At 68.5% G+C, this 22,719-nt stretch carries 14 protein-coding genes; 2 read left to right on the top strand and 12 right to left on the bottom strand.

What is annotated here, in order from left to right; all coding sequences use genetic code 11:
* Positions 1–16: 16 nt before the first annotated feature.
* From HV793_RS01650 to HV793_RS01630, 5 genes are all read right to left on the bottom strand, one after another.
* Complete coding sequence (locus HV793_RS01650) at positions 17–1,534, bottom strand: thymidine phosphorylase family protein (RefSeq protein WP_233564629.1); 1,518 nt, start codon at positions 1,532–1,534, stop codon at positions 17–19.
* Positions 1,531–2,889, bottom strand: coding sequence for an MBL fold metallo-hydrolase RNA specificity domain-containing protein (locus tag HV793_RS01645; protein WP_054452288.1), 1,359 nt, complete (start codon positions 2,887–2,889; stop codon positions 1,531–1,533). The genes HV793_RS01650 and HV793_RS01645 overlap by 4 nt, the downstream gene beginning before the upstream one ends.
* Positions 2,890–2,915: 26 nt before the next feature.
* Positions 2,916–5,270 carry a phosphoketolase family protein gene (locus tag HV793_RS01640; protein ID WP_175212536.1) on the bottom strand — a complete coding sequence of 785 codons (2,355 nt, stop codon included), beginning with the start codon at positions 5,268–5,270 and terminating at the stop codon, positions 2,916–2,918.
* 25 nt (positions 5,271–5,295) lie between these two features.
* A complete protein-coding gene (locus HV793_RS01635) occupies positions 5,296–6,177 on the bottom strand; it encodes a ribose-phosphate pyrophosphokinase (protein ID WP_175212535.1) in 882 nt (293 codons plus the stop codon).
* 153 nt (positions 6,178–6,330) lie between these two features.
* Positions 6,331–6,942, bottom strand: coding sequence for a class I SAM-dependent DNA methyltransferase (locus HV793_RS01630; protein WP_175212534.1), 612 nt, complete (start codon positions 6,940–6,942; stop codon positions 6,331–6,333).
* Between the two features lie 68 nt (positions 6,943–7,010).
* Between HV793_RS01630 and HV793_RS01625 the strand changes: the two genes are divergently transcribed.
* On the top strand, positions 7,011–7,430 hold the full coding sequence (locus tag HV793_RS01625) for a RidA family protein (protein ID WP_175212533.1): 420 nt from the start codon (positions 7,011–7,013) through the stop codon (positions 7,428–7,430).
* A gap of 113 nt (positions 7,431–7,543) precedes the next feature.
* Positions 7,544–13,717 carry an autotransporter outer membrane beta-barrel domain-containing protein gene (locus tag HV793_RS01620; protein ID WP_175212532.1) on the top strand — a complete coding sequence of 2,058 codons (6,174 nt, stop codon included), beginning with the start codon at positions 7,544–7,546 and terminating at the stop codon, positions 13,715–13,717.
* Positions 13,718–13,742: 25 nt separating this feature from the next.
* Here the strand turns inward: HV793_RS01620 and HV793_RS01615 are convergent, their stop codons facing one another.
* From HV793_RS01615 to HV793_RS01585, 7 genes are all read right to left on the bottom strand, one after another.
* Entirely contained in the window at positions 13,743–15,320 is a 1,578-nt protein-coding gene (locus HV793_RS01615) for a serine hydrolase (RefSeq protein WP_054451789.1), read from the bottom strand.
* A gap of 7 nt (positions 15,321–15,327) precedes the next feature.
* On the bottom strand, positions 15,328–16,500 hold the full coding sequence (locus HV793_RS01610; RefSeq protein WP_233564541.1) for a hypothetical protein: 1,173 nt from the start codon (positions 16,498–16,500) through the stop codon (positions 15,328–15,330).
* Entirely contained in the window at positions 16,497–17,642 is a 1,146-nt protein-coding gene (gene ampH, locus HV793_RS01605; RefSeq protein WP_119450120.1) for a D-alanyl-D-alanine-carboxypeptidase/endopeptidase AmpH, read from the bottom strand. Before ampH ends, HV793_RS01610 begins: the two co-directional genes overlap by 4 nt.
* A gap of 138 nt (positions 17,643–17,780) precedes the next feature.
* Positions 17,781–18,698, bottom strand: coding sequence for a GAF domain-containing DNA-binding protein (locus tag HV793_RS01600; protein ID WP_233564540.1), 918 nt, complete (start codon positions 18,696–18,698; stop codon positions 17,781–17,783).
* Between the two features lie 109 nt (positions 18,699–18,807).
* Positions 18,808–20,889, bottom strand: a complete 2,082-nt coding sequence (locus tag HV793_RS01595; RefSeq protein WP_054451785.1) for a DUF8189 domain-containing protein — start codon at positions 20,887–20,889, stop codon at positions 18,808–18,810.
* Positions 20,890–21,030: 141 nt separating this feature from the next.
* The gene (locus HV793_RS01590; protein ID WP_175212531.1) at positions 21,031–21,768 is read right to left on the bottom strand and encodes a hypothetical protein; all 738 of its coding nucleotides are present in this window, start codon (positions 21,766–21,768) and stop codon (positions 21,031–21,033) included.
* A gap of 67 nt (positions 21,769–21,835) precedes the next feature.
* Positions 21,836–22,714, bottom strand: coding sequence for a LysR substrate-binding domain-containing protein (locus HV793_RS01585; protein WP_119450118.1), 879 nt, complete (start codon positions 22,712–22,714; stop codon positions 21,836–21,838).
* Positions 22,715–22,719 lie beyond the last annotated feature (5 nt).

Raw genomic sequence — 22,719 nt, 5'->3', positions numbered from 1 at the left:
GGCGCTGCCGCCCGCTTCAGGCTTCGATGGTCACGATATCCCCGGCGTGCCGCGCATACTCCAGCGCATAGGCCATTTCGCTGCGGGTCTGCGCATGGAGATAGAGCCAGGGCTGCCCGCGCGCGACTTCATCGCCCAACCGCGCGTGCAGCGACACGCCGGCTGCAGGCCGTTCCGGCGCGCCGGCCAGCTTGGCCAGGCGCGACAGCTTGCGGTTGTCGATATGGGTCACGCGGCCGGCTTGCAACGCGACCAGAGGTTCGACGTGCGCGGCCTGCGGCGGTTCGCGCAGGCCGCCCTGGGCGGCGCAGATGCGGGCGAACTTCTCCCAGGCCTGGCCGCTGTCCAGGGTCCGTAGTGCCAGCGCAATGCCTTGCCCGGGCGGCGCCGCGCCGCCGATTTCGAGCACGGCGCCCGCGACCAGAGCGGCGCGTTCGCGCAGGTCCTGCGGCTGATCGGCGTCGTTGCGCAGCACGGCCAGCACGTCGCGGGCTTCCAGCGCGGGGCCGATGCCGCGGCCGACGGGCTGGCTGCCGTCGGTATACAGGCAGCGCAGGGTCAGGCCGAAATGCGCGGCGGTTTCTATCAGGTGGCCGGCAAGGCGTTCCGCAGCCTCGCGGCTGCGGACTTTGGCGGTGGGCCCGACGGGGATGTCGATCACCACATGCGTCGCCCCGGCGGCGATCTTCTTGGATAGCACCGAGGCGATCAGCTGGCCCTCGGTGTCGATGTCCAGTTCGCGTTCCACCCGCACGAAGATGTCGTCGGCCGGGCTCAGGTGCATGGCGCCGCCCCAGGCGATGCAGCCGCCCTCGGCCTGGACCACCCGTTGCAGCTGCTCGATGCCCAGGTCCACCGGCGCCAGCATTTCCATGGTGTCGGCCGTGCCCGCCGGCGAAGTGATCGCGCGCGACGAGGTCTTGGGCATGACCAAGCCGTTGGCCGCGGCGATGGCGACCACCAGCGGGGTGGTGCGGTTGCCGGGCAGGCCGCCCACGCAATGCTTGTCCACCACGATCGGCGCCTGCCAGCTCAGGCGGTCGCCGACTTCGACCATGGCTTTGGTCAGGAAGATGGTCTCGTCGACGCTCAGCGGCAGCGTGGCCGTGGCGGTGAGAAAGGCCGACAGGTGCACGTCGGTGTAGCGGCCGCGCACCACGTCGCGGACAATGGCGGCAAGATCCTCTTCGCCCAGGCGGCGGCCATAGATGCGCTGGCGCACGCCGGCCAGGGACTCCAGCACCGGCGGGTGGCGGACCTGCACGCTGTCGCCGTCGCGTATGTCCAGCGCGTCCCAGGCTTCCTCGGACAGCGCCACCTCGTCGAGCGCGAGCAGGTCGCTGTCGATCTGGTAGAGCTGGGCCTGTACTTCGTGGCCGTTCGAGATGATCAGCACTTGCGAACGCGACGCCAGGCCTTCGGAACGGCAGACGTGGCAGTCCGCGCGCATCAGCGCTATCGGCTGATGCTGCGCGTGCAGGCGCATGCGCGTGGCGCGCAGCGCGGGCGGCTTCAGTTCCGGCACGCTGCTCACAGCTCGTACCTCTGGTCTTGCAGCGGGACGGTGACATGCCAGCTGAGTTCGCGCTCGATGCGTTCGCGCAGCGCTTCGGAGGCCTCGGGTTCGCCATGGACGATGAAGACCCGGCGCGGCGCTTCCTGGAAGCCGGACAGCCAGCGCATCAGTTCGTCGCTGTCGGCATGCGCCGACAGCATGGGCAGTTCGGCGATCTCGGCATTGATGGGCGTCCACTGGCCGTAGATCTTGGTTTCAGTCGCGCCATTGAGCAGCTTGCGGCCGCGCGTGCCGGCGGCCTGGAAGCCGGAGAAAAGCAGGGTATTGCGATGGTCGCTGCCGAAGGCGGCGATATGGTGCAGCACCCGGCCGCCGGTGGCCATGCCGCTGGCCGAGATGATGACCTTGGGATAGCGGTTGGCCGACAGCGCCTTGGATTCTTCGACGTCGCGCACATAGGTCACGGCCGAGCAGGCGGCCTCGTATTCGCGTGGGGAGAGCTTGTGCTCGCCGGCATGGCGGTCCAGCAGTTCGGTGGCGCTGGTAGCCATGGGGCTGTCCAGGTAGACCGGGATGTTCTGCAGCCGGCCGGCCTGGCGCAGCTTCCACAGCGCATGGATCAGGGTCTGCGCCCGCCCGACGGCGAAGGCTGGAATGACGACCGTGCCGCCGCGCTGCACCGTGCGTTCGATCACGGCGCCCAGGGCTTCGACGGGATCGGCCGGGTCGTGACGCCGATTGCCGTAGGTGGACTCGATGACGATGTAGTCGGCCCGTGGCACGGGCTCGGGATCGTGCATCACCGGATCGTTGTAGCGGCCCAGGTCGCCCGAGAACACCACGCGCATGCCGCCGATATCGATCTGCGCGGTCGTTGCGCCCAGGATGTGGCCGGCGCGGCGCAAGGTCAGCTTCGCGCCGCCGGGCAAGGCGGTTTCCTGGTGCAGCGCTACATCGGAAAAATGCGTCAGCGCGCGTTCGGCGTCGACCACGCGATAGAGCGGCAGCGCGGGTTTGTGTTTGGAAAAGCCCTTGCGGTTGGCGAAGTCCGCGTCCTTTTCCTGCAGATTGGCGCTGTCCAGCAGGATCAGCTCGGCGACGTCGCGGGTTGCGGGCGTGGCGTGGATCTTGCCTTTGAAGCCTTCGGCCACCAGCCGCGGCAGATAGCCGCAATGATCCAGATGCGCGTGCGTAAGCACCACCGCATCGATGTCGGCGGGCGACAGCGGCAGTCGCTGCCAATTGAGTTCGCGCAGGTTCTTCAGGCCCTGGAACAGGCCGCAGTCGATCAGCAGGTGCGTGTCGGCGTGGCTCAGGAGGTGCTTGGAGCCGGTAACGGTGCCGGCTCCACCCAGGCAGGTCAGTGTGAGCATGGTTTCCTTGTGCAGCATCAGAATGATCAGGCGAGGTCGGCGGGATTGCCCTTGCCGTCCAGGGCTTGCAGGCGCGGCGCGTCCAGCACGTCTACGCGGCGCCAGCCCGCGACGGCAGCGGCCGCATCTACTGCATGCGCCCAGGTGCAGCGGTTGGCGTACAGCATGCCGGCCACGTCCAGCGTGCCGCCGCGGCTGATGTAGCCCAGCGCCCGGGTGCGGGCCGGGCCGCCGTCCAGCCGGCGCAGCACGCCCAGCATGGGTTCGGGGCGCGTATGGCACAGCAGCACGCGCGGCAGGCCGGGCGGGAAAAGCGCGTGGACGGCTTCGTCGGACAGGACAAAAGCGGATTCGAGCTCGTCGCGCGGTGTGCGCAGTCGGCCAGGTTCCAGCACCACGGATACGCAGCACTCGCGTCCCTGCCGCGCCAGATGGGTGCGGGCTTTCAACGCCTCTTCGAGCTGGTACGCGCCGATGGCGACGAACTGCAGCACGCTGGTCTTCGGGTCGCCGGCGACGTGCGCGGCGCCCTGTTCGATCAGCGTCTGCGCGGCCTGGGCGTCGAAGCGCTGCGTGCCCTCGCGCTTGGACACGACCATGCAGGCCACCTGCGCGCGCTGCGCGTAGACCGCGCGCAGCGCCGCCGCGGCGCTGTTGCCGTCCACCGGGAAGAGCACGCGGGAGGTATCGGACATTTCACCCAGCAGGGCTTCGCCTATGGTGGGATCCTGGTGCGATTGCTCGTTCTTGGCGTTCTCCCACGTATGGGAGGTGACCACCAGCGGCACTGACAGCCAGCCCGGGGATTGTCCCAGTTCCTTCTGGCGGCGCGCGAAGATGATTTCCTGGCGCAGCAGGCCCAGCATCTTCACCGCGAAGGCCTCGTAGCTGACGATGAGGTTCAGGCCGCCCTTGTTCGCCAGCGCGGCGGCGGCCACCGCTTCCTCGTTCAGGGCGGTGATGACGGCGCCGTGCTGGTCTTCGGCCACGCCGGCCTCCGGATGGTCGACGCGGTGCTTCAGCAAGGCCAGCGTGCCGCCCATCTTGTTGCTGGCCAGTTCATCCGGATTGCCGATGCGCACGCGCAGGCGCGGATTGGCCCGCACCAGTTCGACGAACCAGCGGTCCAGCGCCGCCATGGCGCTGCCTTGGGCGCCTGCGGTTTCCCAGGCGGGTTCGGGCAGGGCAGGCGCATCGGGATGCCGGTGCGCCATGGGGTGTCCGCTTTCCAGCGGGCGTTGCTGCGCTCCGTGATTGGCCAGCGCCGCCAGCGCCGCGTCCAGTTCCGGCCCCGGGACGAACAATCGGGCCGCGCTGGCGTTGAAAGCGTCGCGGGCCCCGCTGTCAGTATGAGGGTTGCCGCCCAGCGGCAGGTTGTGCGCGGCGTTGGTGCCGGCGCCGGGAAAGCCGAATCCCTTTTCGGTTTCGGCGATGACGTAGGGTAGCCGGGCGGGGTACTGGAAGCCTGGCGCCGCGAGGCTTGCGGCCAGCGCGTCTTCCGCCGCCAGGATGGCCCAGGCGATGGCCGCCGGATCACGGCCGTCGACGATGAGCGGATCGAAGCCGTTGTGGCGCAGGTCCTCGGCCAGCCAATGCGCGCCGCCTTCCTGCACGATCTGCGTGCGCTGCTCGATGCGGCGGCCATTGAGGATCATGACCGGCACGGCCTGGCCGCAATCCTCGGCGCGCCACCAGCGCGTGGCCCAGTCGGAGCCGCGCTGTTCTTCGAACGCGCCGTCGCTCAGGAAGGCCACCAGGCTTTCGCCCGGCAGCGGCATGTGCACGTATTGCAGGCCGGCAAAGCCCAGGTAGCCGCCTTCCGACACGGCGCCCGCCGTGTTGGGGCCGGCGTGGCTGCCCAGCGGCACGGCAGGCAATCCGCGGGCGTCGATGGCGTAGGAATAGAAGTCCGTGATCAGGCGTCCCAGCCCGGCTTCGCTGCGGTCATAGCGGCCGCGCTGCGCCGGCGACACGTCGCCGGTCAGGGCGTTGACGGCCTCGATCGCGGCGACGCAGTGGCCCTGGCCCATCAGCCAGCCGCGGGTCTTGCCGCTTAACGCATTGGCCAGCAGGTAGGCGACGAAGGCGGGCGCCATGTTGAGCGACCCGCCGGTGTGGCCCTCGGGGTTGGGCTTGAAGTCGTCGGCGGCCAGCGGCGCGCCGTTCAGGTCGATGCGGCGCGCGTAGGTCATGTGCGCCACCACGTTCATGGCGGCACAGCTGAGGCGGTCGGCCGCGGCCAGCATGGCGTAGGCATCGTCCGCGTTGGCGACGCGGCCGCTGGCCGTCAGGCGCTGCACCAGCGCGTCGATGCGTTCTACGGTGTCAGCGCGGTGCTGGATGGGGCCGTGGCCGGATAGCCAATGCTCGCGTAGCGTCATCGCGGGTTCCTTTCAAATCGGGTGATCAATCGCGCAGATTGCGCAGCAGCGCATTGGCCAGCAGGGGCGCGAGTTCGATGCGGTTGCTGGGGTGGGGCACGGCGTCGGTGGATACGACGCGTTCAAAACAGGCGGATATCTGGGACCAGGCGTCCTCGGCGAAGAGCGCATGCACCACCACGCATTGCGGCGGCCGCATGCCCGTCAGCTTGCCGGCGGCCGTCACCAGGGTACGGCCGGACGAGGCGATGTCGTCCACCAGCACGGGCGTGCAGTCGCGCCAGGCGGAGAGATCGGGCGTCTCGATGTCGACCTGCCGGTCGCCGTGGCGGGTCTTGCGCAGCACCACGTGCGGCGCGCCGATGCGCGCAGCGATGGAGCCGGCCCATTGCTCGCTTTCCTCGTCGGGGCCGACGATCAGCGGCGCTTGCACATTGCCGGCGATCCAGCTGGCCAGCCGCGGCGCGGCATGCAGCGTGGTGGTCGGGATGGTGTACAGCGCGGCCAGCGACGGATGCCGGTGCAGATGCGGATCGACCGTCAGCAGGCGGTCGAAGGTCGACGACACAAGGCGCGCGAACGACAGCGAACTGACGCTTTCTCCGTCCTGGAAGCGTTTGTCCTGGCGCATATAGGCCAGATAGGGCGCGATCAGGTTGACCTCTGTGGCGCCCAGGTCGCGCGCAGTGTCGGCCGCGTAGATCAGGCGCAGGAAACCGGGATCCGGCCGGGCCAGCGTGCAGACGATGTCGACGGCGCGTCCCCGCGGGTCGCCATGCAGCCGCACATAGCTTTCGCCGTCGGGAAAACGGCGGGTTTCGACGGCGCCGAGTTCACCTTGGCACAGGGCGGCAAGGCGCTTGGCGAATCCTTCGTTGCCGGGTAGCGGGAGGATAAGTCTTTGCATGAATGCCGGGTCCGCCTGATTGAGGTTGGGGAAACCGAAGGGGCCGGGTAGGCCCCGCGCGGCCCCAATGGGGCCGCGGCATTCTGATTATGGCGCAGGGGCGGCGTTTGCCGGCGTTGTCGGCCGGTCAAACCTTGATGTAACTCAAAGGTTTTATGTATGCCGCCGCGCCAGCCAGATGTTGGCGCCGCCGCAGGTCGTATCGCCTTCCACGTGGCGCACCACTTCGAAGCCGGCCTGGCGCAGCAGTTCGCGGTACTCCGCGCTGTCCAGGCTGCCGTGATAGAGCGGTTGGCCTTCGAACCGGCCGATGGCTTCCCCCAGATGTGTCCCACTGGTGTACATCAGCGCCGCGCCCGGCGCGGCAAAGCGTGCGAAGGTCTGGAACATGGGCCGCTGGTCTTCAGGCCGCAGGTGAAAGAAGCTGTGCCAGGCGATCAGCCCCTGGAAGGGCCGCAAGGGCGGCAGGCTGCGCATGTCCGCTTCAATCCAGCTGTGTCCTGGGAACGAGGCTCTTGCCCTCGCCAGCATCGCGTCCGAGGCATCCACGCCGGTCAGCCTGCAGCCGCGTTCGATCAGATGGCGGGCGATGGGGACGCCGTTGCCGCAGCCTATGTCCAGCACCTGGGGAGCGGGGCCGGGCAGCAGATCCAGGAACGCGTCCAGCCAGGCGCGTTCGGCCAGCTGCGTGCCGCGCAGTTTCTCGAAGGCGTCGGCATGTTCGCGATACAGCGTGATCACGTTGTCGGCGGGGGAGGTGGACATCGCGGCGTTCCCTAGTAGAGTTGCAAATCCCGATAAGCGAGCAACGCCCGCGTTGCACAAGGACTTCCATGAGCAAGATCGAGCGCCTGCGCCTTCCCGATGACGATCCCGCCTTTGGCGGCAACCGGATCTTCGACCTGTTCCAGTACTCGCCTGCGGTCACGGCCAACGGGCTGGTTTTCATCGCCGGGCAGATCGGATTGCGCGCTGACGGTTCCGTGCCCGAATCGGCTGCGGAGCAAGCCGACGTGGCGTTCCGGCGCATCGCCGCGGTGCTCGGCCATCTGGGCCTCGATTTTACCGACGTGGTCGAAATGGTCTCGTATCACGTCGACATCGGCGCGGACCTTGCCGGGTTCCGCGCGGTGAAGGAAAAGTACATACGGTCCGACTTCCCGGCCTGGACCATACTCGGCGTCGCCGCGCTGGCGCGACCCGGTCTGGCGGTGGAGATCAAGGTGGTCGCGGCGGTGCGCGATTCGAAATAGGGGGGCCGGAAGCGGCGACTCGTCAGCCGGGATGGTTGATTCGTCATCTTGGACTTGTACGGCGCGCGGTGAACGGCGAATTTCTCAATTTGCCCAATTCCGCCGCTGCAGCCATGATCTCCCCGCAAGATATTCCAAAGCCCGGCCGCAACGGCCTGCGGCTTTCCAGGCTGGCATTGCTTTTGCATGCGGGAATCTCCGCCCTCTACGTCTTCGGGCGGCCGGCGTTCTCCCAGACCGCGCCGCTGTCCTATCAACTGCGCGGCGCCGACGGCGCCTGTTGTTCCAGCGGCAATCATCCCAACAATGGCCATGACGGCCAATGGGGCCAGCGCGACTTCGTGCAGACGGACCGCAACCAGCGCATCAGCGCCAATGGGGCCGGCCAGACCGGCATCCTGATCGACGTCAGCGGCGGCCATGGCGGCAACGGCAGGGATGCCAACCAAAATCACTGGGGGGGCAATGGCGGCGGCGGGCGGATCATCGACTACATCTTGTCGGCCAGCACGGTCAACGCTGCTGGCCGCGGAATAGACTTGTATTCCGCGGGCGGCAATGGCGGCCTGTGGGGCAATGCGGACGGACCCAATGGCGGTTACGGCATCGGCGGCGACGGGCATCAGGCGCGCATCACGCTCGACAACGCTACGGTAATGGGCACGGGGTTCGGCGTCGCGGTCCAATCCTGGGGCGGCGCGGGGACTGACAGCGCCATCGCCGACGGTTTCAGCGGCGCTTACACGTCCGGCCACGGCGGCAGCGCCGGACTCGCGTCCGTGATACTGCAAGGGACGAGTTCGGTGACGGCGCGCGGACCGGGGCCGGGTGATGTCAGTGCCGCGGTGGGTCTGATCTCGTCGGGCGGGCCCGCGGGCGCGGCCGAGCACACGGGCGATTTCGGCGGGCATAGCGATGCGGGCCGGGGCGGCGATGCCTCGACGGTCATATTCACGTCCTCGGCCGGAACGTCAGTCAGCGGCCACGGCGACGGCGTGTACGGCGTGATCGCCCGTTCCATCGGCGGCAATGCGTCGACGTCCAATGGCGTTGACACCAAGGCCGCGGCGGGCGGCAATGCCGGCCAGGTCAGCGTGACCAACGGCGGCGCCATCAGGACCGACGGCAACCGGGGGATCGGCGTCTATGCGCTGACCCAGGGGGGCAATGGCGGCAACGGCGGCAACGGTTCGTGGTCCGGCGGACACGACGGCGGCGCGGGCGGATCGCCTGGCGCCATCTCGATCGTCAATACGGGGAAGATCACGGCTGGCAGCAACGGCAGCGTCGGCGCGAAAGGCATCGTGGCCAGCGTGCTGGGCGGAGAAGGCGGCCCCGGGGGCGCCAGCGGCGCTTTTGGACGGGGCGGGGACGGCGGCGCGGGCGCGGTTGCGGGCCAGGCGATCTCCATCACCAATGCGGGCGTCATCAGCACCTACGGCAACGATGCGGCCGCCGTCTTCGCCAACAGCGCGGGGGGCGGCGGCGGGCTGGCTTCGTCCAGCAACGGCATCATCGCCGTGGGCGGCGGGCATGGCGGCACGGGTGGCGCGGGAGGCGGCATCGCCATGGCCAACAGCGGCGGCATCGACACCTCGGGCGACAACAGCGCGGCGGCGCTGTTGCAAAGCATAGGCGGAGGCGGCGGCGTGGGCGGCGACGCCAACAGCACCGGCGTGATCGCGTCGGTCGCCATTGGCGGCGCGGGCGGCGCGGCGGGCAACGGCGGCCTGATCCAGTTTTCCTCGCAAGGCAGGATTCTGACCCGCGCGGGCAATGCTTCGGGCGTGATCCTCCAGAGCATAGGCGGCGGAGGCGGCAGCGGCGGTTCGGCCAATGCGGTCGGCGTGGGCGTGGGGCTGAACGTGACGGTGGCGACGGGCGGCAAGGGCGGCAGCGGCGGCTCCGGCAGCACCGTGTCATTCACGCAAGCCCGCCAGGGCACGATCACGACCATGGGCGCGCACAGCAATGGCGTGCTGGCGCAAAGCATAGGCGGGGGCGGCGGCAGCGGCGGGCTGGCGAATTCCCGCGTCGTCACGATCGCGCCGCAGCTGGGCGACAACCCGAGCGGCGCGGTCACGCTGGCAGTGTCCAACGGCGGCGTGGGACAAGGGGGCGGCGACGGCGGCACGGCGCTGGTCACGAATGAAGGAGGCATCCGTACCTCGGCCGCGCAAAGCAATGGCGTGGTGGCCCAGAGCATAGGCGGGGGCGGGGGCAATGGCGGCGGGGTCCTGGCGCCGGTCAAGACGCCGGTCATCGGCAATTCGCTGATCGATCTGCAACTGTCCGTGCGGCATGGCGGGCAGGGTGGGCAAGGCGGCAGCGGCGGCCGGGTGCAGGCAGCGAACGCCGGCACCGGCGCCATTGCCACGGCGGGGGCCGGGTCGGCGGGCATCGTCGCGCAAAGCATAGGCGGGGGCGGGGGCAATGGCGGCATCGTCCAGATGCACGACGCTGCCAGTTTCAACGACATCCTGGGCGCGCCGGGTAGTCTCGCCGGCCTGTTGGAGAAGGCGGCGGACTGGCTGGAAAAAGGGCCGCAGTTGGCGTTCAGCAAGGCCGTCAGCCTGTCCGTCGGGGTCACGACCGGCGGCAACGGCGGCGCGGGTAGCGCTGCCAGCGCATTCGACGTGCGCAACGATGGCGCCATCGCGACGGCGGGAGACCAGGCGCCGGGCATCCTGGCGCAGAGCATCGGCGGTGGTGGCGGCAATGCCGGGGCGATAGATTCGGCTGGGGCGTCCACGCTGCTGTCCAGCATCGATGCGCTGATCAAGGCCGCCGAGTCCGGCGCGCAGGACCTGTTCACGGTCGCGTTGCCGCAGACCAGCATCACCCACCAGACCGGCGGCAACGGCGGCGCGGCGGGAGTGGGCGGAGGCAGCGCGTCCAATCCGGCCATCGTCACCAACACGGGAACGATCGCCACGCAAGGCAGCGGCTCGGCAGGCATTGTCGCCCAGAGCATCGGCGGTGGCGGCGGCAGAAGCGCGGCCAGCGGACAGGACCTGCAGGCTGTCGTGGCCGCGGGCGCCGGCAGCCAGGCGCCCGAGATCATCGACAAGATCACCCGCATCGTCGGCATCCTGGGAACCAAGGGCGGATTGCTGCTGGGATCCCTGATCAATGTGCGCAACGGCGGCGTGGCCGGGGCCAGCGGCGCGGGCGGCGCGGTCACGGTCGACGCCGGCGCCTCGGCCAGCCGGATCAGCACGCAGGGCTATCAGGCGCCCGGCATCCTGGCCCAGAGCGTGGGCGGAGGCGGCGGCATATCGATGGTCGACCGGCCCTTGTTCCTGTGGAGCCAGACCGCCGCCACCGTCGCATTGGGGGCCACGGGCGACTCGTGGCAGAGCATGACGACGAGTATGGGCGGCGCGGTCAACGTCAGCCATGGCGGGACGCTGGCGACTGGCGCGGGCGGCTCCGCCGGGATCATGGCGCAGAGCGTGGGGGGAGGGGGCGGCGTCAGCACGCTCGCCTTGCGCAACGCCAGCCTGGCCGCGATCCAGCAGAACGCGTCCCTGTCGATCACCTTGGGCGGCGATTATCCGTCGAACAACAGCAGCGGATTCGGCCTGGCCCAAGTTGCCGGCGGTACGGTCAGCGTCGCCAACAACATCGGCCGCATCGCCACGCAAGGGTGGTTTGCGCCGGGAATTCTGGCGCAAAGCGTGGGCGGCGGGGGCGGCATGGCGGCGGTGTCGTCCAGCGCGGCGCTTAGCGGCGTCGATATCCGGGTGGGAAGCGCGGCGACCGATACGGGTGGCCCTTTTTCGAGCAGCGTGAACGGCGCGGGCGGCACGGTTGCCGTGTCGAACCTGGGCGGCAGCATCGCGACCCACGGCGCGCTTTCCTTCGGCGTGCTGGCGCAGAGCGTGGGCGGCGGCGGCGGCCTGGTGACGATGGACAACGGCTCGGGGCCCGCCTCGAGCGTGGCGAACATCACGTTCGGTTCCAGCGCGCCGATGGCCGGCCCGGGGGGAACGGTCAGCGTGACGCAGGACGTGGGCGGAAGCATCGTCACCGCTGGCGTAAATTCGCACGGCATCGTCGCGCAAAGCATAGGCGGCGGGGGCGGCATCGCCGGCCTGGCAACGCGGCCCGGGCTGGTGACCTTGAAGCCCGTCTCGTCTCCCGCGCAAGGCGGTGACGGGAACGTCGTCAGCTTGTCGATCGCGGGCCGGATCGTCACCTCGGGCAGCGGCGCCGCCGGGATACTGGCGCAGAGCGTGGGCGGCGGCGGCGGGCTGGCGGGCGACCAGTCAGCCGCGCACTACACGACCGGTCTCATACAGAACGCCGGCCTCACTGGCGGCATGGGCAATGGCGGGGCCGTCAACGTGGCCATCGGCACGGGAGGCACGGTCCAGACCTCGGGCGCGAACGCGCCTGCGATCCTGGCGATGAGCGTGGGCGGGGGCGGCGTGTTCAAGGACGGCAGCCTCTATCAGTACAGCACTCCCGGCAACGAACCGGCCTATGGCGGGCCGGTAAGCGTGGACATCGGCTACGCGGCGCAGGTGGTCGCCACCGGCGCCAATTCGCCGGCCGTGGTCGCCATCAGCAATGGCGCCTATGGCGGAGGCCGGGCCATCTCGATCAACCTGGGTCAGAACGCCCTGGTCAGCGCCAGCAGCACATCCGGCACGGGCATCCTGGCGATCACGCCGCTGGCCAGCGCCACCATCACCAACGCCGGCGTCATCCAGGCGCAGACCGCCATAGACGTGGCCGGCGCAGCCGTCGTCAACAACAACGGAACCGTGGCGGGCGACGTGCTCATGGGCGGCGGCAGCCTCTTCCACAACAACGCGGGCGGCGCCTTGTACAGCGGCGCCCGCTTCCAGGGCAACCTGGACAGCGCCGGCCTCCTGAATCCGGGCGGACCGGGCGTGTACACGACCACGCGCATCACGGGCGCGCTGAACCATACGGGAACCTACCGGCCCGATCTGAATTTCGGCGGCCATAACAGCGACTTCATTTCGGTGACGGGCGCATCGACCTTCGCAGGCACCGTCAAGCCGGTGCTGCACAATCCCGTGAAGAATGTATGGCTGGGAATAGGCCATTTCGCCGCCGCGCAAACCAGCATGCCCGCGACCGCCAGCGACAGTCCCTTGTTCAGCTACGCGCTGAAGAACAATGGCGCGGGCTCCCTGCGCGACCCGCTCGTTTCCGTGGATGCCAACTTCACGCCCGCGGCGTTGCCGCTTTCCGCGGATCGCGCGCGGATCGCGAATTCCCTGCAGATGCTGTGGGACCAGGGGAAAGCGAGCGATGCGTCCACCTTCGACAAGTTCACGGGCGTCCAGAACGCGGACCAGTACCGCGACGCCCTGAACCGCATCGCCCACGACGGCCAGTTCGCCCGCGCCGCCAACCAGATGCATGCCTCCTACGCGTCGATGAACCGGATGATGAGCTGCCCGACTTTCGTCGGCGAAAGCACGATCCTGCGCGAGGGCGATTGCGTCTGGACCCGCCTGGACACGAACTGGACCGAGCGCAAGGCCACCTCGGACGACGAGGGGTACCGCGTTCGCCAGAGCACGCTCACGCTGGGCGCGCAACGCGAGTTCGCCACCAATTGGTTCCTGGGCGGTTCGCTGAGCTATGCCTATGGCAAGACCACGTCGGCCGCCGACTTCTCTGGCAACAGCGATACCTACGCGGGCGGCCTGGCCTTGAAGTACAACAATGCGCCGTGGCAGGTCTCGCTTGCCGTGCACGGCGGCGTGGAGAAGAGCAGGATGTCGCGCGGCACGCTGGACGGCACGGCCAGGAGCAAGCCGGAGTCGTCCTTTCTTGCGGCCAGGCTGCGCACCGCCTACGAGTTCAGCCAGCCGTCCTGGTACTTGCGGCCCTATGTGGATCTGGACGTGAATCATATCCGGCAGGACGGCTATAGCGAACAGGGCGCGGGCGCCTTGAACCTGAAAGTGCGCGGCAACGACACGACCTCGTTCATGGCTTCGCCCATGATCGAGCTGGGCGGGCGCAAGGACCTGGCCAACGGCGCGACCTTGCGCTCATACGTGGCCGGCGGGATGAGCTTTCTGAGCGGCGGCGACGTGGTCACGACGATGCAGCTCAATGGACCGGGCGCGACGCCCTTCACGTTGCGGTCGGGCATGCCCAGAACCTACGGCAACCTGTCAGCCGGCCTGGAATACGTCACGCCCAAGGGCGTGGAATTGAAGACGGAATACGCCTTGCGCGGCAACGGGGAATACCGCGACCAGTCCCTGACCCTGCGCGCCGCCTACCGCTTCTAAGCAAGCGGCGCGGCAGGGTGGAAGGCTACTTGCGGACCCAGCGGCCCAGGCCGTTGTCGTCGTAGAACTTGATGTCGAAGCCCTGGGCCCGCCCCTGGTCCATCTTGAAGACGATGGACGCCAGCGAGGCGACCAGTTCGGCTTCGCCCGCGGGCGAGAAGGCGTAGGTATCGCCGTCCCAGTGCCGCAAGGGGAAGCGCATGCCCTTGGGCCCCAGCACCAGGGTCAGCGCGCCGTTGGCCTCCTGGATCTCGGCCGGGCCGTAGTAGGGATTGTCGAACCTGCCGGCGTATTGCGACAGCGCTTTCGACGCCGCCGGCTTGGCGGGATCGGCCTGTCCGGACAGATCGGCCTGGGGTTCGAAGAACGCCTTCATGGCGCCGTTGTAGGCCGCGAACCAGTCGCGCGTGGGCTTGCCGTACAACGCAGTGTCTGTGAACGATGCCGCGACGGATTCGGCCGCGCCCACTGGCGCGCCATTGGTCAGCACCACGATGCCGATGCCGGCGGAAGGGACGATGCGGAAGGTTGTTCCCGTTCCCATCAGGAAGGCGCCGGAATGTCCCATCGAAGGACGTCCGCCCAGTTCGGTGTTGACGTTGAAACCATAACCGTAGAAGCCGGAGCGCGAGTCCAGGTCATGCGCACGGGCGCTGTATGCCTGGGGCGACAGGGCCGGCAGCAGGGCGCCTGGGGCGATCAGGGTCTTGCCCTGGTATTGCCCATCGGCGAGCAGCAGCTTCAGCCACTCCGCCAGGTCGACGACGGTGGAGGACACGCCGCCCGCGGGCGCCTGCTGGTCGGCGTCGCGCTGGCCCGTGGGAACGAAGCGGCCGTTCTGGTAGGCGTGCAGCACGGCGCGATTGCCGCGCGCCTCGAAGTCGCCGTAGCGGTAGCTGGTCGACTTCATGCCCAATGGTTTGAAAAGCTGTTCGTCGGCCAACTGCTCCCAAGGGCGTCCGGCCGCCTTGGCCACAGCCTGGGCGCCGATGGTGGTGCTGAAGTTGGCATAGTGGTAGGACGTGCGGAAGGCGTCCAGCGGCAGCAGGCGCAGGCGGGCGATCACGTCGTCGCGGCTGAAACCCAGGTCTTCGAGATCGTCGCCCGCCGTGCCCGGCAGGCCGGAGCGATGCGCGAAGAAATCGCCGATCGTGGCGCGTTCGGACACGTAGGCATTGCTCAGCTTGAAGTCCGGCAGGTAGCGCGAGACCGGATCGTCCCAGGCTGCGCGGCCCTTGGACACTTCAATGGCCGCCACCGTCGCCGACAGCGACTTGGAGATCGATGCGATCTGGAACACGGTCTGCGCATCCACCGGCGCCTGTTTGCCGGCCTCGCGCGTGCCGTAGCCCTGCGCCAGCACGGTCTTGCCGTCGATGACCACGGCCACGGCCATGCCCGGAACCTGGCTGCGCTGCATGATGTCCGCGATGATTTGCGGCAGTTCCCGCAGCGCGCGTTCCTTGCTGCCTGCAGGGATGGCGACGGCGTCCGCGGGCGGATTCGGCGCGCTGGCGATGGGCACGGACTGCGACCAGGCTGCGGTGGCGCCGCCCAGCGCAAGAAGGATGACTCCGGTGACGAGCGTGTGTTTGCGGTTCATGATGGCCTCAGAATCCTGCTTGGTAAGCGATGCGGAAAACGCCCTGGTTGATGCGCAGGGCCTGGTCGCGCTGATGCGTGAGTCCGGCCTGCACGATGAAGCCCATGGGCGTGACGTAGGTAACCGCGCCTGAAATGCCCCAATCCGTATCGTCCAGCAGGCCGTACTGCGCCAGCTTCTGGCCGCTGCCGGAAAGCTTGCGCACGGCTGCTGTCGCGGTCAGCTGCCAGCGGTCGCGCGACAACGAGACCGAGGTCACGCCGTTGCCGTTGGACACGGGGGCGCCGCGAAAGGCGCTGGAATAGGTGGCTTCGTTGAACCAGCTCAGGTTCCACGAGTTGGCCAGCGGCGCGTCGTAGCGCAAGCGGGCCGATACCGTATTGGCGCTTTTTCCTTGATCCGGATCCAGATGCAGCCGGCCCGCGTCCACCCCGCCCGACCATCCTTCCAGTCCGGGCAGATCGCGGAAGTCGTAGGAGAGAATGAAGGACTTCAATTGGTCGCTGAAGAGCGGCGGCTGATCGGGCCCGATGAGGCCGCCGTCCAGGCTGAAGCGTCGGTTCATCGCGGTGTTGTCGCGCTTGAACAGCATGGCGGCCACGGAGTGCGTTCCGCGGCCCGCGGTATCCAGGGTGTAGCGTCCGCCCACCCCGATCGAGCCGCGGAACTCCGAGTTCTCGTTGAAACCCGTGTACAAGCCGTCGACCACGTGCCAGGCGTCGCCAAAGCCCAGGTCCATCTTGCCGCCGTACAGCGCGTAGTTGTCCGCCGTATAGGCGGCGAACAGGTTGTCCAGGTCCACGCCCAGGTCGGAAAACGCATTGTCCTTGGTGTCGTTGGTGGACGAGTTGAAGGTCGCCTTGGTGCGGATCGAAAACTGCCGCGTCAGCTGCAGCACCAGGGCCGCCTCCGCCGTGGGCTGCACGCTGCTCCAGTGCGAGCGGGGAAGCTGGCCGTTGTCGTCCTGCACGCCGAAGAAGCCGGTGTAGCCGGTCATCAGCAGGAAGCGGCCATTCAGCTGCGGATAGGTTTCGCCGCCCTCGCCCAGCTCGCTGTAGGGCGTGAGGAAGATCTCCGTCTTGAAGATGTCCCGAGCTTCCTGCGCGCACGCGCCTTGCGCGGCCACGGCCAGCAGCGCGGCCGCTGCGGCCTGGCGCAGCGGCCGGCAGGGTCCGTTCACCGCGCCAGCTCGGCCGCCAGTTCACGCACCTGGGAATGGATATTGTTGAACATGGCGAAATTCACGCGGCTGGCGACGACGAACACGCCCAGCCCGCGGTTGGGCGACAGCACGGCATACGACATGAAGCCGCCCAGGCCGCCGCTCTTGCCCAGCAGCAAGGGCGCGCCATTGCGCGGCAGGGTCACGACCCAGCCCAGGCCCATGCCGTCGGCGTCGGTGACTTCCGTGCCTACGACGGACTTCAGTCCGTCATAGGGCAGCCACATCGTGTGCGCCAGCAACGACGCCTGCTTCGATTGTTTGGCGCCGTCCAGGTGCCAGCGCATCCAGCGCGCCATGTCGTCGGCGGTGGAGTAGATGCCGGCGCTGGCGTACATCACGTCCGGCACCGGGGCATTGGGATCGGGCTTGTCGAAGGGATCCAGCCCGGTCATCAGGCGCTTTTTCTGCGCTTCGTTAAGCGCATTGGTGGTGTCGGTCATGCCGGCTGGCTTCAGCACCTCGTTGGCCAGCACGGTCGAATAGTCCGCGCCGCCGGCCTTGGCCAGCGCATCGCCCAGCAGGCCGAAGCCCAGGTTGGAGTACAGCGTGGTGGTGCCGGGCACATAGGCCGGCTTGTGGCTGCCGATCCATTTCCAGTAATAGGCGCGGTCGAACGCGGCGAACGGATTGTCGGAGGGCTTGGCGTCAGGATTGGGGAGTTCACGCGGCAGGCCGGCCGAATGCGTGGCCAGGTCCAGCAGCGTCAGCGGGCGGCCGTTGGTTTCGACCTTGGCGTTTTCTGGCGCATATTTGGCCAGCGGATCCGTCAGCTTGAGCTTGTCCTTGGCTGCCAACGCCGCCAACACGTCGCCAGCGAACACCTTGGATACTGAAGCGATCCTGAAAATGGAGCGGCCATCCGGCTCCACGCCGCTGCCGGGCGCGGTTTCGCCATAGCCCTGAATCACGACCTCGTCGCCGCGCACGGCCGCGATGATCATTCCTGGCGCACCCGAGTTCAGGTACAGCTGCATGCCGGCCATGGAGACGGCATCCTGCAGCGCCAGGTCGGCCGCGCGGACCTGGCTGGCGCCCAGTGCGCAGGCGGCGCTCAAGGCTAGGGAGGTGATGCGCGGCAGTATGCGGGACGTCAGCATGCGGTTCTCTCTGCGGGACTTTGGGAACGGATGTTCCTTCGCCTGCGATGATCCCAAAAACTCGTTGCGCGGCCACTTGCGGCAGGACGAAACAACATGCCGGCATGACGAACTGCATATTTCAGAGGCGCGCCGGGTTCAGATGCCCATGCGTTCGCGCAGCGGCTTGCGGTAGGAGCGCGACACCGGCCAGGTCTCGTCCACGGCCCGCATCCGGATCAGCCACTTGTCCACGCTGCGGCGGTCCACGTCCATGACATGCAACGCGTTCGCAATGGCGGTGCGGTGCACCCGGAAGAAGGTCTGTTCCGGCAGCAGGGTCGACCATATGCCCAGCGCGCGCGAGTCCAGCACCATCGACCCGTCTTCCAGCCAGATTTCGCTGTAGTTGCCCGCCGAGCGCACGCCTACGATGGTTTCAGGCTGCACGCCGCGGACCACGCCGCGCATGCTGAGATAGATCACCGATGTGGCGCTGTCGTAGCGCGGCGCGCGGCCGCGCTCGCGGCTGTTGCCGTATTTGGCCTGGCCTATCAGGTTGGCGCATTGGTAGAGGGCGCGGACTTCGGCGGCGGACCAGGCCCGGTGCCGCACGGTGGTGTCGAAGCCGATGATGCCGTAGAGCTTCCCGTCATGGAAAACCGGCACGCTCAGCACGCTCTTGTTGCCCTGGCGCTGGAATTCGACCTGGATGGCGCGCGCGGTGCGGGGCAGGTCGTTGACGTCGTGGATGGCGACCGCCTGGCCTTTGACCATGAATTTGTGCAGCCAGGCGATCAGCGTGGTCGGCACGTCCTGGAGTTCGGCGACGAAGGGTTCGGTCTTTCCGCGGCACCATTCATGGGTATTGCGCAGGCGCAGCATGTCCGGGCGGTACTCGATCATCCATGACCGGTCCACGTCCGAGGTCTCGCCCATGTAGGCCAGCTGTTCGGAGATCGCGTCGTCGGCGGGGAGCTTGAGCAGGCTCATCGCGCAGTGGTAGAGCCAGTCCGACGAGGGATCGGGTTCAAGCAGGGTGGCGGGGTGAGTCTGGTACTGGACTGCATCCTTCACTTGCGGTTCCCCCCTGCGGCGACATGGCGCTTGGCGCGCTCGCGGGCCGGGCCCCGCGGCTAGGCTGGATTTTCCCTCTGGTAACGAGGGATGACAAGATCTGAAATCATCATCGCACCGTGGTCGGCGTCGCCGCCTGGGAGGCCTGCGTCGGCATGCGGCCCACGCTGAGCGTGCCGGGATCCTCTGCAGAGGGGCGCACCACCGCCGCCTTGTTGGCGTCGTTGGCGCCGAGCTTGGGCAGGTCGATGGGGCGCGCGGCCACGGTTTCGAAGGGGCCGCCGCCGGCCGATGGCACACCCTCCAGGGTCACGCCGCGGGTCCAGTTGCCATCGTGGCGCGACAGCACCTCGTAGCGCTGCGGGGCGCCGGTGGCGCGGGCGACGATGTAGAGCGTGCCATTGACCAGATTGAGCGCAGGCGGCGAGGCGGCCTGGGCGTCGAGCTTGGACGGCCTGCCGTGTTCCACCAGCCACAGTTGTCCGCCGGCGCGTTCCAGCACGGCAATCATGACGTTGCCGCCGGCGTCGGCGCTAATGGCCGGGCGGCCGATATAGGGCACGCCCATGTCGGTCGGCGCGCTCCATTCCATGTCGAGATCGGTGGTGTCGCCGGTCTCCATCAGGCGGGTCAGATGGTTGTTGCCGCGCTGGCGGAAATAGAGTTCGACGCGGTCCTGGTGATTGCGGATCGCCGCCAGGCCGCCGGCGGCCTGGGGCGCGGGCACGCGGCGCCAGTCCTGCCATTCGGGGAGCTGGCCTTTGGCGGCCGGCAGTTGGCGGGTGTAGTGGAGCTCGCCGGTCCCGGTGAGCGCGAAGATGATGTAGCGTCCGTCGCCGCCCAGCGCCGCAGCGGGGGCGCCGGTCACGCCCTCCAGCGGCGGCAGGTCCTGCCAGGCGCCCCAGCTGCCGTCGACGCCGGAGGGCGTGATCCAGTGCAGCAGGCCGTCGTAGCCCAGCGCCACGGCGGCGGCTTCGCCGCGCGGCGCAACCGCCGGGATCTGGGTCACGCGCAGGCCGCCCAAGGCCTGCCAGCCTTGCCAGGTGCCGTCGTGGCGCTGTTTGTTGGCCCACACGCCGCCCAGCGGGTCGCGCGCCATCAGGCCGGCCGTGCCGTCGGTATGGGTGTACGACACCAGCGGGCCGTTGGTGCGCCCGCCCAGGCTTTGCCAACGCCGCTGGTCCGCGTCCCAGCGGTTGACGGCGCCATTGGTTTCGCCGGCAGCGAACACCACCAGGCCGCCGCGCCCGTCCGGGTAGAGCTGCGGCGCGATGTCCTGGCGCGACACGTAATAGGCGCGCTGCACCCAGGCGGCCGCGGGGCCGGCGGGCTCCTTGCAGCCGGTGGGGCCGGCGCAATAGTGGTAGTCGTTCCAGGCGTAGTGCTGGAAGGTCAGCGACTTGCTGGCGATTTCGGCCTGAGTCAGGTTGGTGGCGCGTTCCTGGCTGGGGTAATCGACGTAGCCCATCTCGGCGTAGTTGCCGGGCGCGCGCAGCATGGCTTCGCGCGCCAGCCGCGCGCTGGCGATATGGTCGGGATGGCCATGGCCGGCGCAGCGCCAGCACAGCTGCGTGTAAGGCACGGCGATCGTATCGTCGAGATGGCGTACCGTGGTCGGCGCGTACTGGCGGATCAGGTCGGCCAGGGTGTCGATCAACTGTTCGCGCGTGTAGGACTCGGCATAGGGGCCGAGCGTGTCGACGTTCTGGCCGGGTACGGATTCAGTGCGGCTCAGCGGCGTCAGGCTGCCCCAGCCCTTGCCCAGCCAGGGATCCTTCAGGCGCATGTGCCAAAGCTGCACGCGCGGATTGCCCTTGAGGGTAAAGCGCGCGATGTGCCGTCCGCCCGCGATGCCGGCGTCTTCCTTCCATTCGTCCGGTTGATGCGCCATATAGGCATAGGCGGAGCGCACGCCGCGCTCGCGTCCCAGCATGTAGGTATCGCCTTCGCCGGCATCGCTTGCGGTCAGGTAGACCAGCCGCACGCAGCCGCCTGCCTGGATGTTGGAGGCGATGTCCGGGTTCATGAACAGCAGGTCGTCGTCCAGGTGGGCGACGAAAGCCATGTCCTTGATGCCATGGCATTGCGCCAGCGTCGGCGGAGCGGCGAACGCTTGGGCGGAGAGCAGAGTGGCGACGGTACAGAGTAGCGCCCGGCCAAGGGGGCGCAGCATGGCCAACAAGACGTGCATAACGGGGCGCAGCAGAAAAGGCGCGGCGCGTAAGGGGTATTGAGGTGGGACCAGTATAGCGGTGTGGGATGGCGGTAAATGGGGGCGGTACAGACGGCCCCGTGGCCCTCATTCCGGCATGGCGCGGCCGGTCCGCCCGCGCTAGCGGTTCGGCGCGGCCACGGCCTTATCGCCCTGGTACGGGCTGAGATCCAGCCCCGCCCGCTGGAAGCGCCGCACGATTGCCGGCAGTTGCTTGCTTTGGCTTGCGCCGTCGACGGCCTGGATGGCCTGGCGGCATGTTTCGATGTCCTTCGGGCAGCCGTGGCCGGGCGCCAGCAGGCTGGCGTACACCGATATGTTGACGGCCAGCTGGGACACCTGGACGGCGGTCGGCTTGCCCAGGTAGAAGTCGTCCAGGTCGCGCTTGAGGCGGGCAGTCTCCTCTTTGCCGGCAAGCGCGCCGTCGCGGCAGTCCATGAAGGTGGGTGACTCGTCGATCAATTCCATGCGGCTGCATGCCAAGGCCAGGCGTGGAGCGGGCAGGAGGCCCGCCGGCAACTGGGCCTGGACAGTCGGCGATCCCGAGGTGGCGAACGACACTATCCGTCCGTTCGTGCGCTTGCCGGCATCGACCGGGCCGGCGATCAGCATGGTCACATCCAGCGACGCAGGAAAGCGCGCAGTCGGGCCGTTGGCATAAGCCCGGGACACGGTTTCGGCGGTCGCGGCGGGCAGGCCGAGCCTTGCGCCGATAAGGCTGTTGCCGCCTTGCAGGTAGGTGCCGAGCTCGTCGCGCAGCACGGCTTCCAGCACGGCCGCCTCGGTGGCGGAAAGACTGTAGGCGGCGCTGGCCAGCGTGGGGACCAGCAGGCCCAACATCGCGCAGAGCTTTTTCATGGATACGTTGCGGCAGTGTGGTTCGGCGCGCAAGGGTAACCGGTTTGCGCGCGCAGCGTGGAGGGCGTCAGTTCGCGCCGGCGCTGGCCAGCAGCCAGTCGCGCAGGCGTTCATGCGCGGCGTCGGCGCGGACCGCATCCTTGCGCAGGCACAGGCTGAAGGCCGCGCCGCTTTCGATGAAGCCCAGCGGCGCGGCCAGCCTGCCTCGGTGCAGTTCGGCCTCCACCAGCACCGCCGGCGCGATGGCCACGCCCAACCCGGCCGCGGCGGCCTCCAGCATGTGGCCCAGATGGTCGAACTCGCGCCCCGCTTGCCGTGGCGTCAGCGCGATGCCCTGGCGCGCCGCCCAATCCTTCCAGGCGTCGGGCCGCGAACTGGTGTGCAGCAGCGGCGTATCCAGCACGTCGGCCGCATCGCGGATATGCGCGGCCAGGGTCGGGGTGCAGACCGGGCCTATGGTTTCGGCGAAGAGCGGGGTGACGCCCCATTCTTGCGGCCAGGCGCGCCCGGCCAGGATCAGCGCATCCACGCGCTGCGTGTTCAACAGGGCGGCATCTGCGGCTGTCTGCAGCCTGATGCGGATGTCCGGATGCAGGGCTTCGAATTGTTCAAGCCGCGGGATCAACCAGTTGGAAAGAAAGCTGGCGGGCGCACCCACCGCCAATTCGGCCGGCTGCGTGCCGCGCCTGAGTTCGTCGCAGCGGCGCTCCAGCAGGTCGAAGGCGTCATGCGCCGCGCGCTGCAGGTCCAGGCCCGCCGCGGTCAGGTGGACGCGCCCCGCGCGCCGCTCGAACAAGGCGCAGCCCAGCCATTCTTCCAGTTGCCGGATCTGCTGGCTGACTGCGCTATGGGTCACGCAGAGTTCCTTGGCGGCCAGCGTGAAACTCGCCTGGCGGGCCGCGCTGTCGAAGAATCGCAGGGCATTGAGGGATGGCAGACGTCTCATGATTG

This window comes from Achromobacter aegrifaciens (assembly GCF_902859965.1).
Lineage (GTDB): Bacteria > Pseudomonadota > Gammaproteobacteria > Burkholderiales > Burkholderiaceae_B > Achromobacter > Achromobacter aegrifaciens.
Note: the sequence above shows the minus strand (reverse complement) of the source record. Positions and strands in the feature narration are given on the sequence as shown.

Bases quoted from the DNA above. Each gene is read 5' to 3' on its own strand.
- HV793_RS01645 (WP_054452288.1), bottom strand. From the start codon at position 2,889: ATGCTCACACTGACCTGCCTGGGTGGAGCCGGCACCGTTACCGGCTCC.
- HV793_RS01640 (WP_175212536.1), bottom strand. From the start codon at position 5,270: ATGACGCTACGCGAGCATTGGCTATCCGGCCACGGCCCCATCCAGCAC.
- HV793_RS01635 (WP_175212535.1), bottom strand. From the start codon at position 6,177: ATGCAAAGACTTATCCTCCCGCTACCCGGCAACGAAGGATTCGCCAAG.
- HV793_RS01630 (WP_175212534.1), bottom strand. From the start codon at position 6,942: ATGTCCACCTCCCCCGCCGACAACGTGATCACGCTGTATCGCGAACAT.
- HV793_RS01625 (WP_175212533.1), top strand. From the start codon at position 7,011: ATGAGCAAGATCGAGCGCCTGCGCCTTCCCGATGACGATCCCGCCTTT.
- HV793_RS01620 (WP_175212532.1), top strand. From the start codon at position 7,544: ATGATCTCCCCGCAAGATATTCCAAAGCCCGGCCGCAACGGCCTGCGG.
- HV793_RS01615 (WP_054451789.1), bottom strand. From the start codon at position 15,320: ATGAACCGCAAACACACGCTCGTCACCGGAGTCATCCTTCTTGCGCTG.
- ampH (WP_119450120.1), bottom strand. From the start codon at position 17,642: ATGCTGACGTCCCGCATACTGCCGCGCATCACCTCCCTAGCCTTGAGC.
- HV793_RS01595 (WP_054451785.1), bottom strand. From the start codon at position 20,889: ATGCACGTCTTGTTGGCCATGCTGCGCCCCCTTGGCCGGGCGCTACTC.
- HV793_RS01590 (WP_175212531.1), bottom strand. From the start codon at position 21,768: ATGAAAAAGCTCTGCGCGATGTTGGGCCTGCTGGTCCCCACGCTGGCC.
- HV793_RS01585 (WP_119450118.1), bottom strand. From the start codon at position 22,714: ATGAGACGTCTGCCATCCCTCAATGCCCTGCGATTCTTCGACAGCGCG.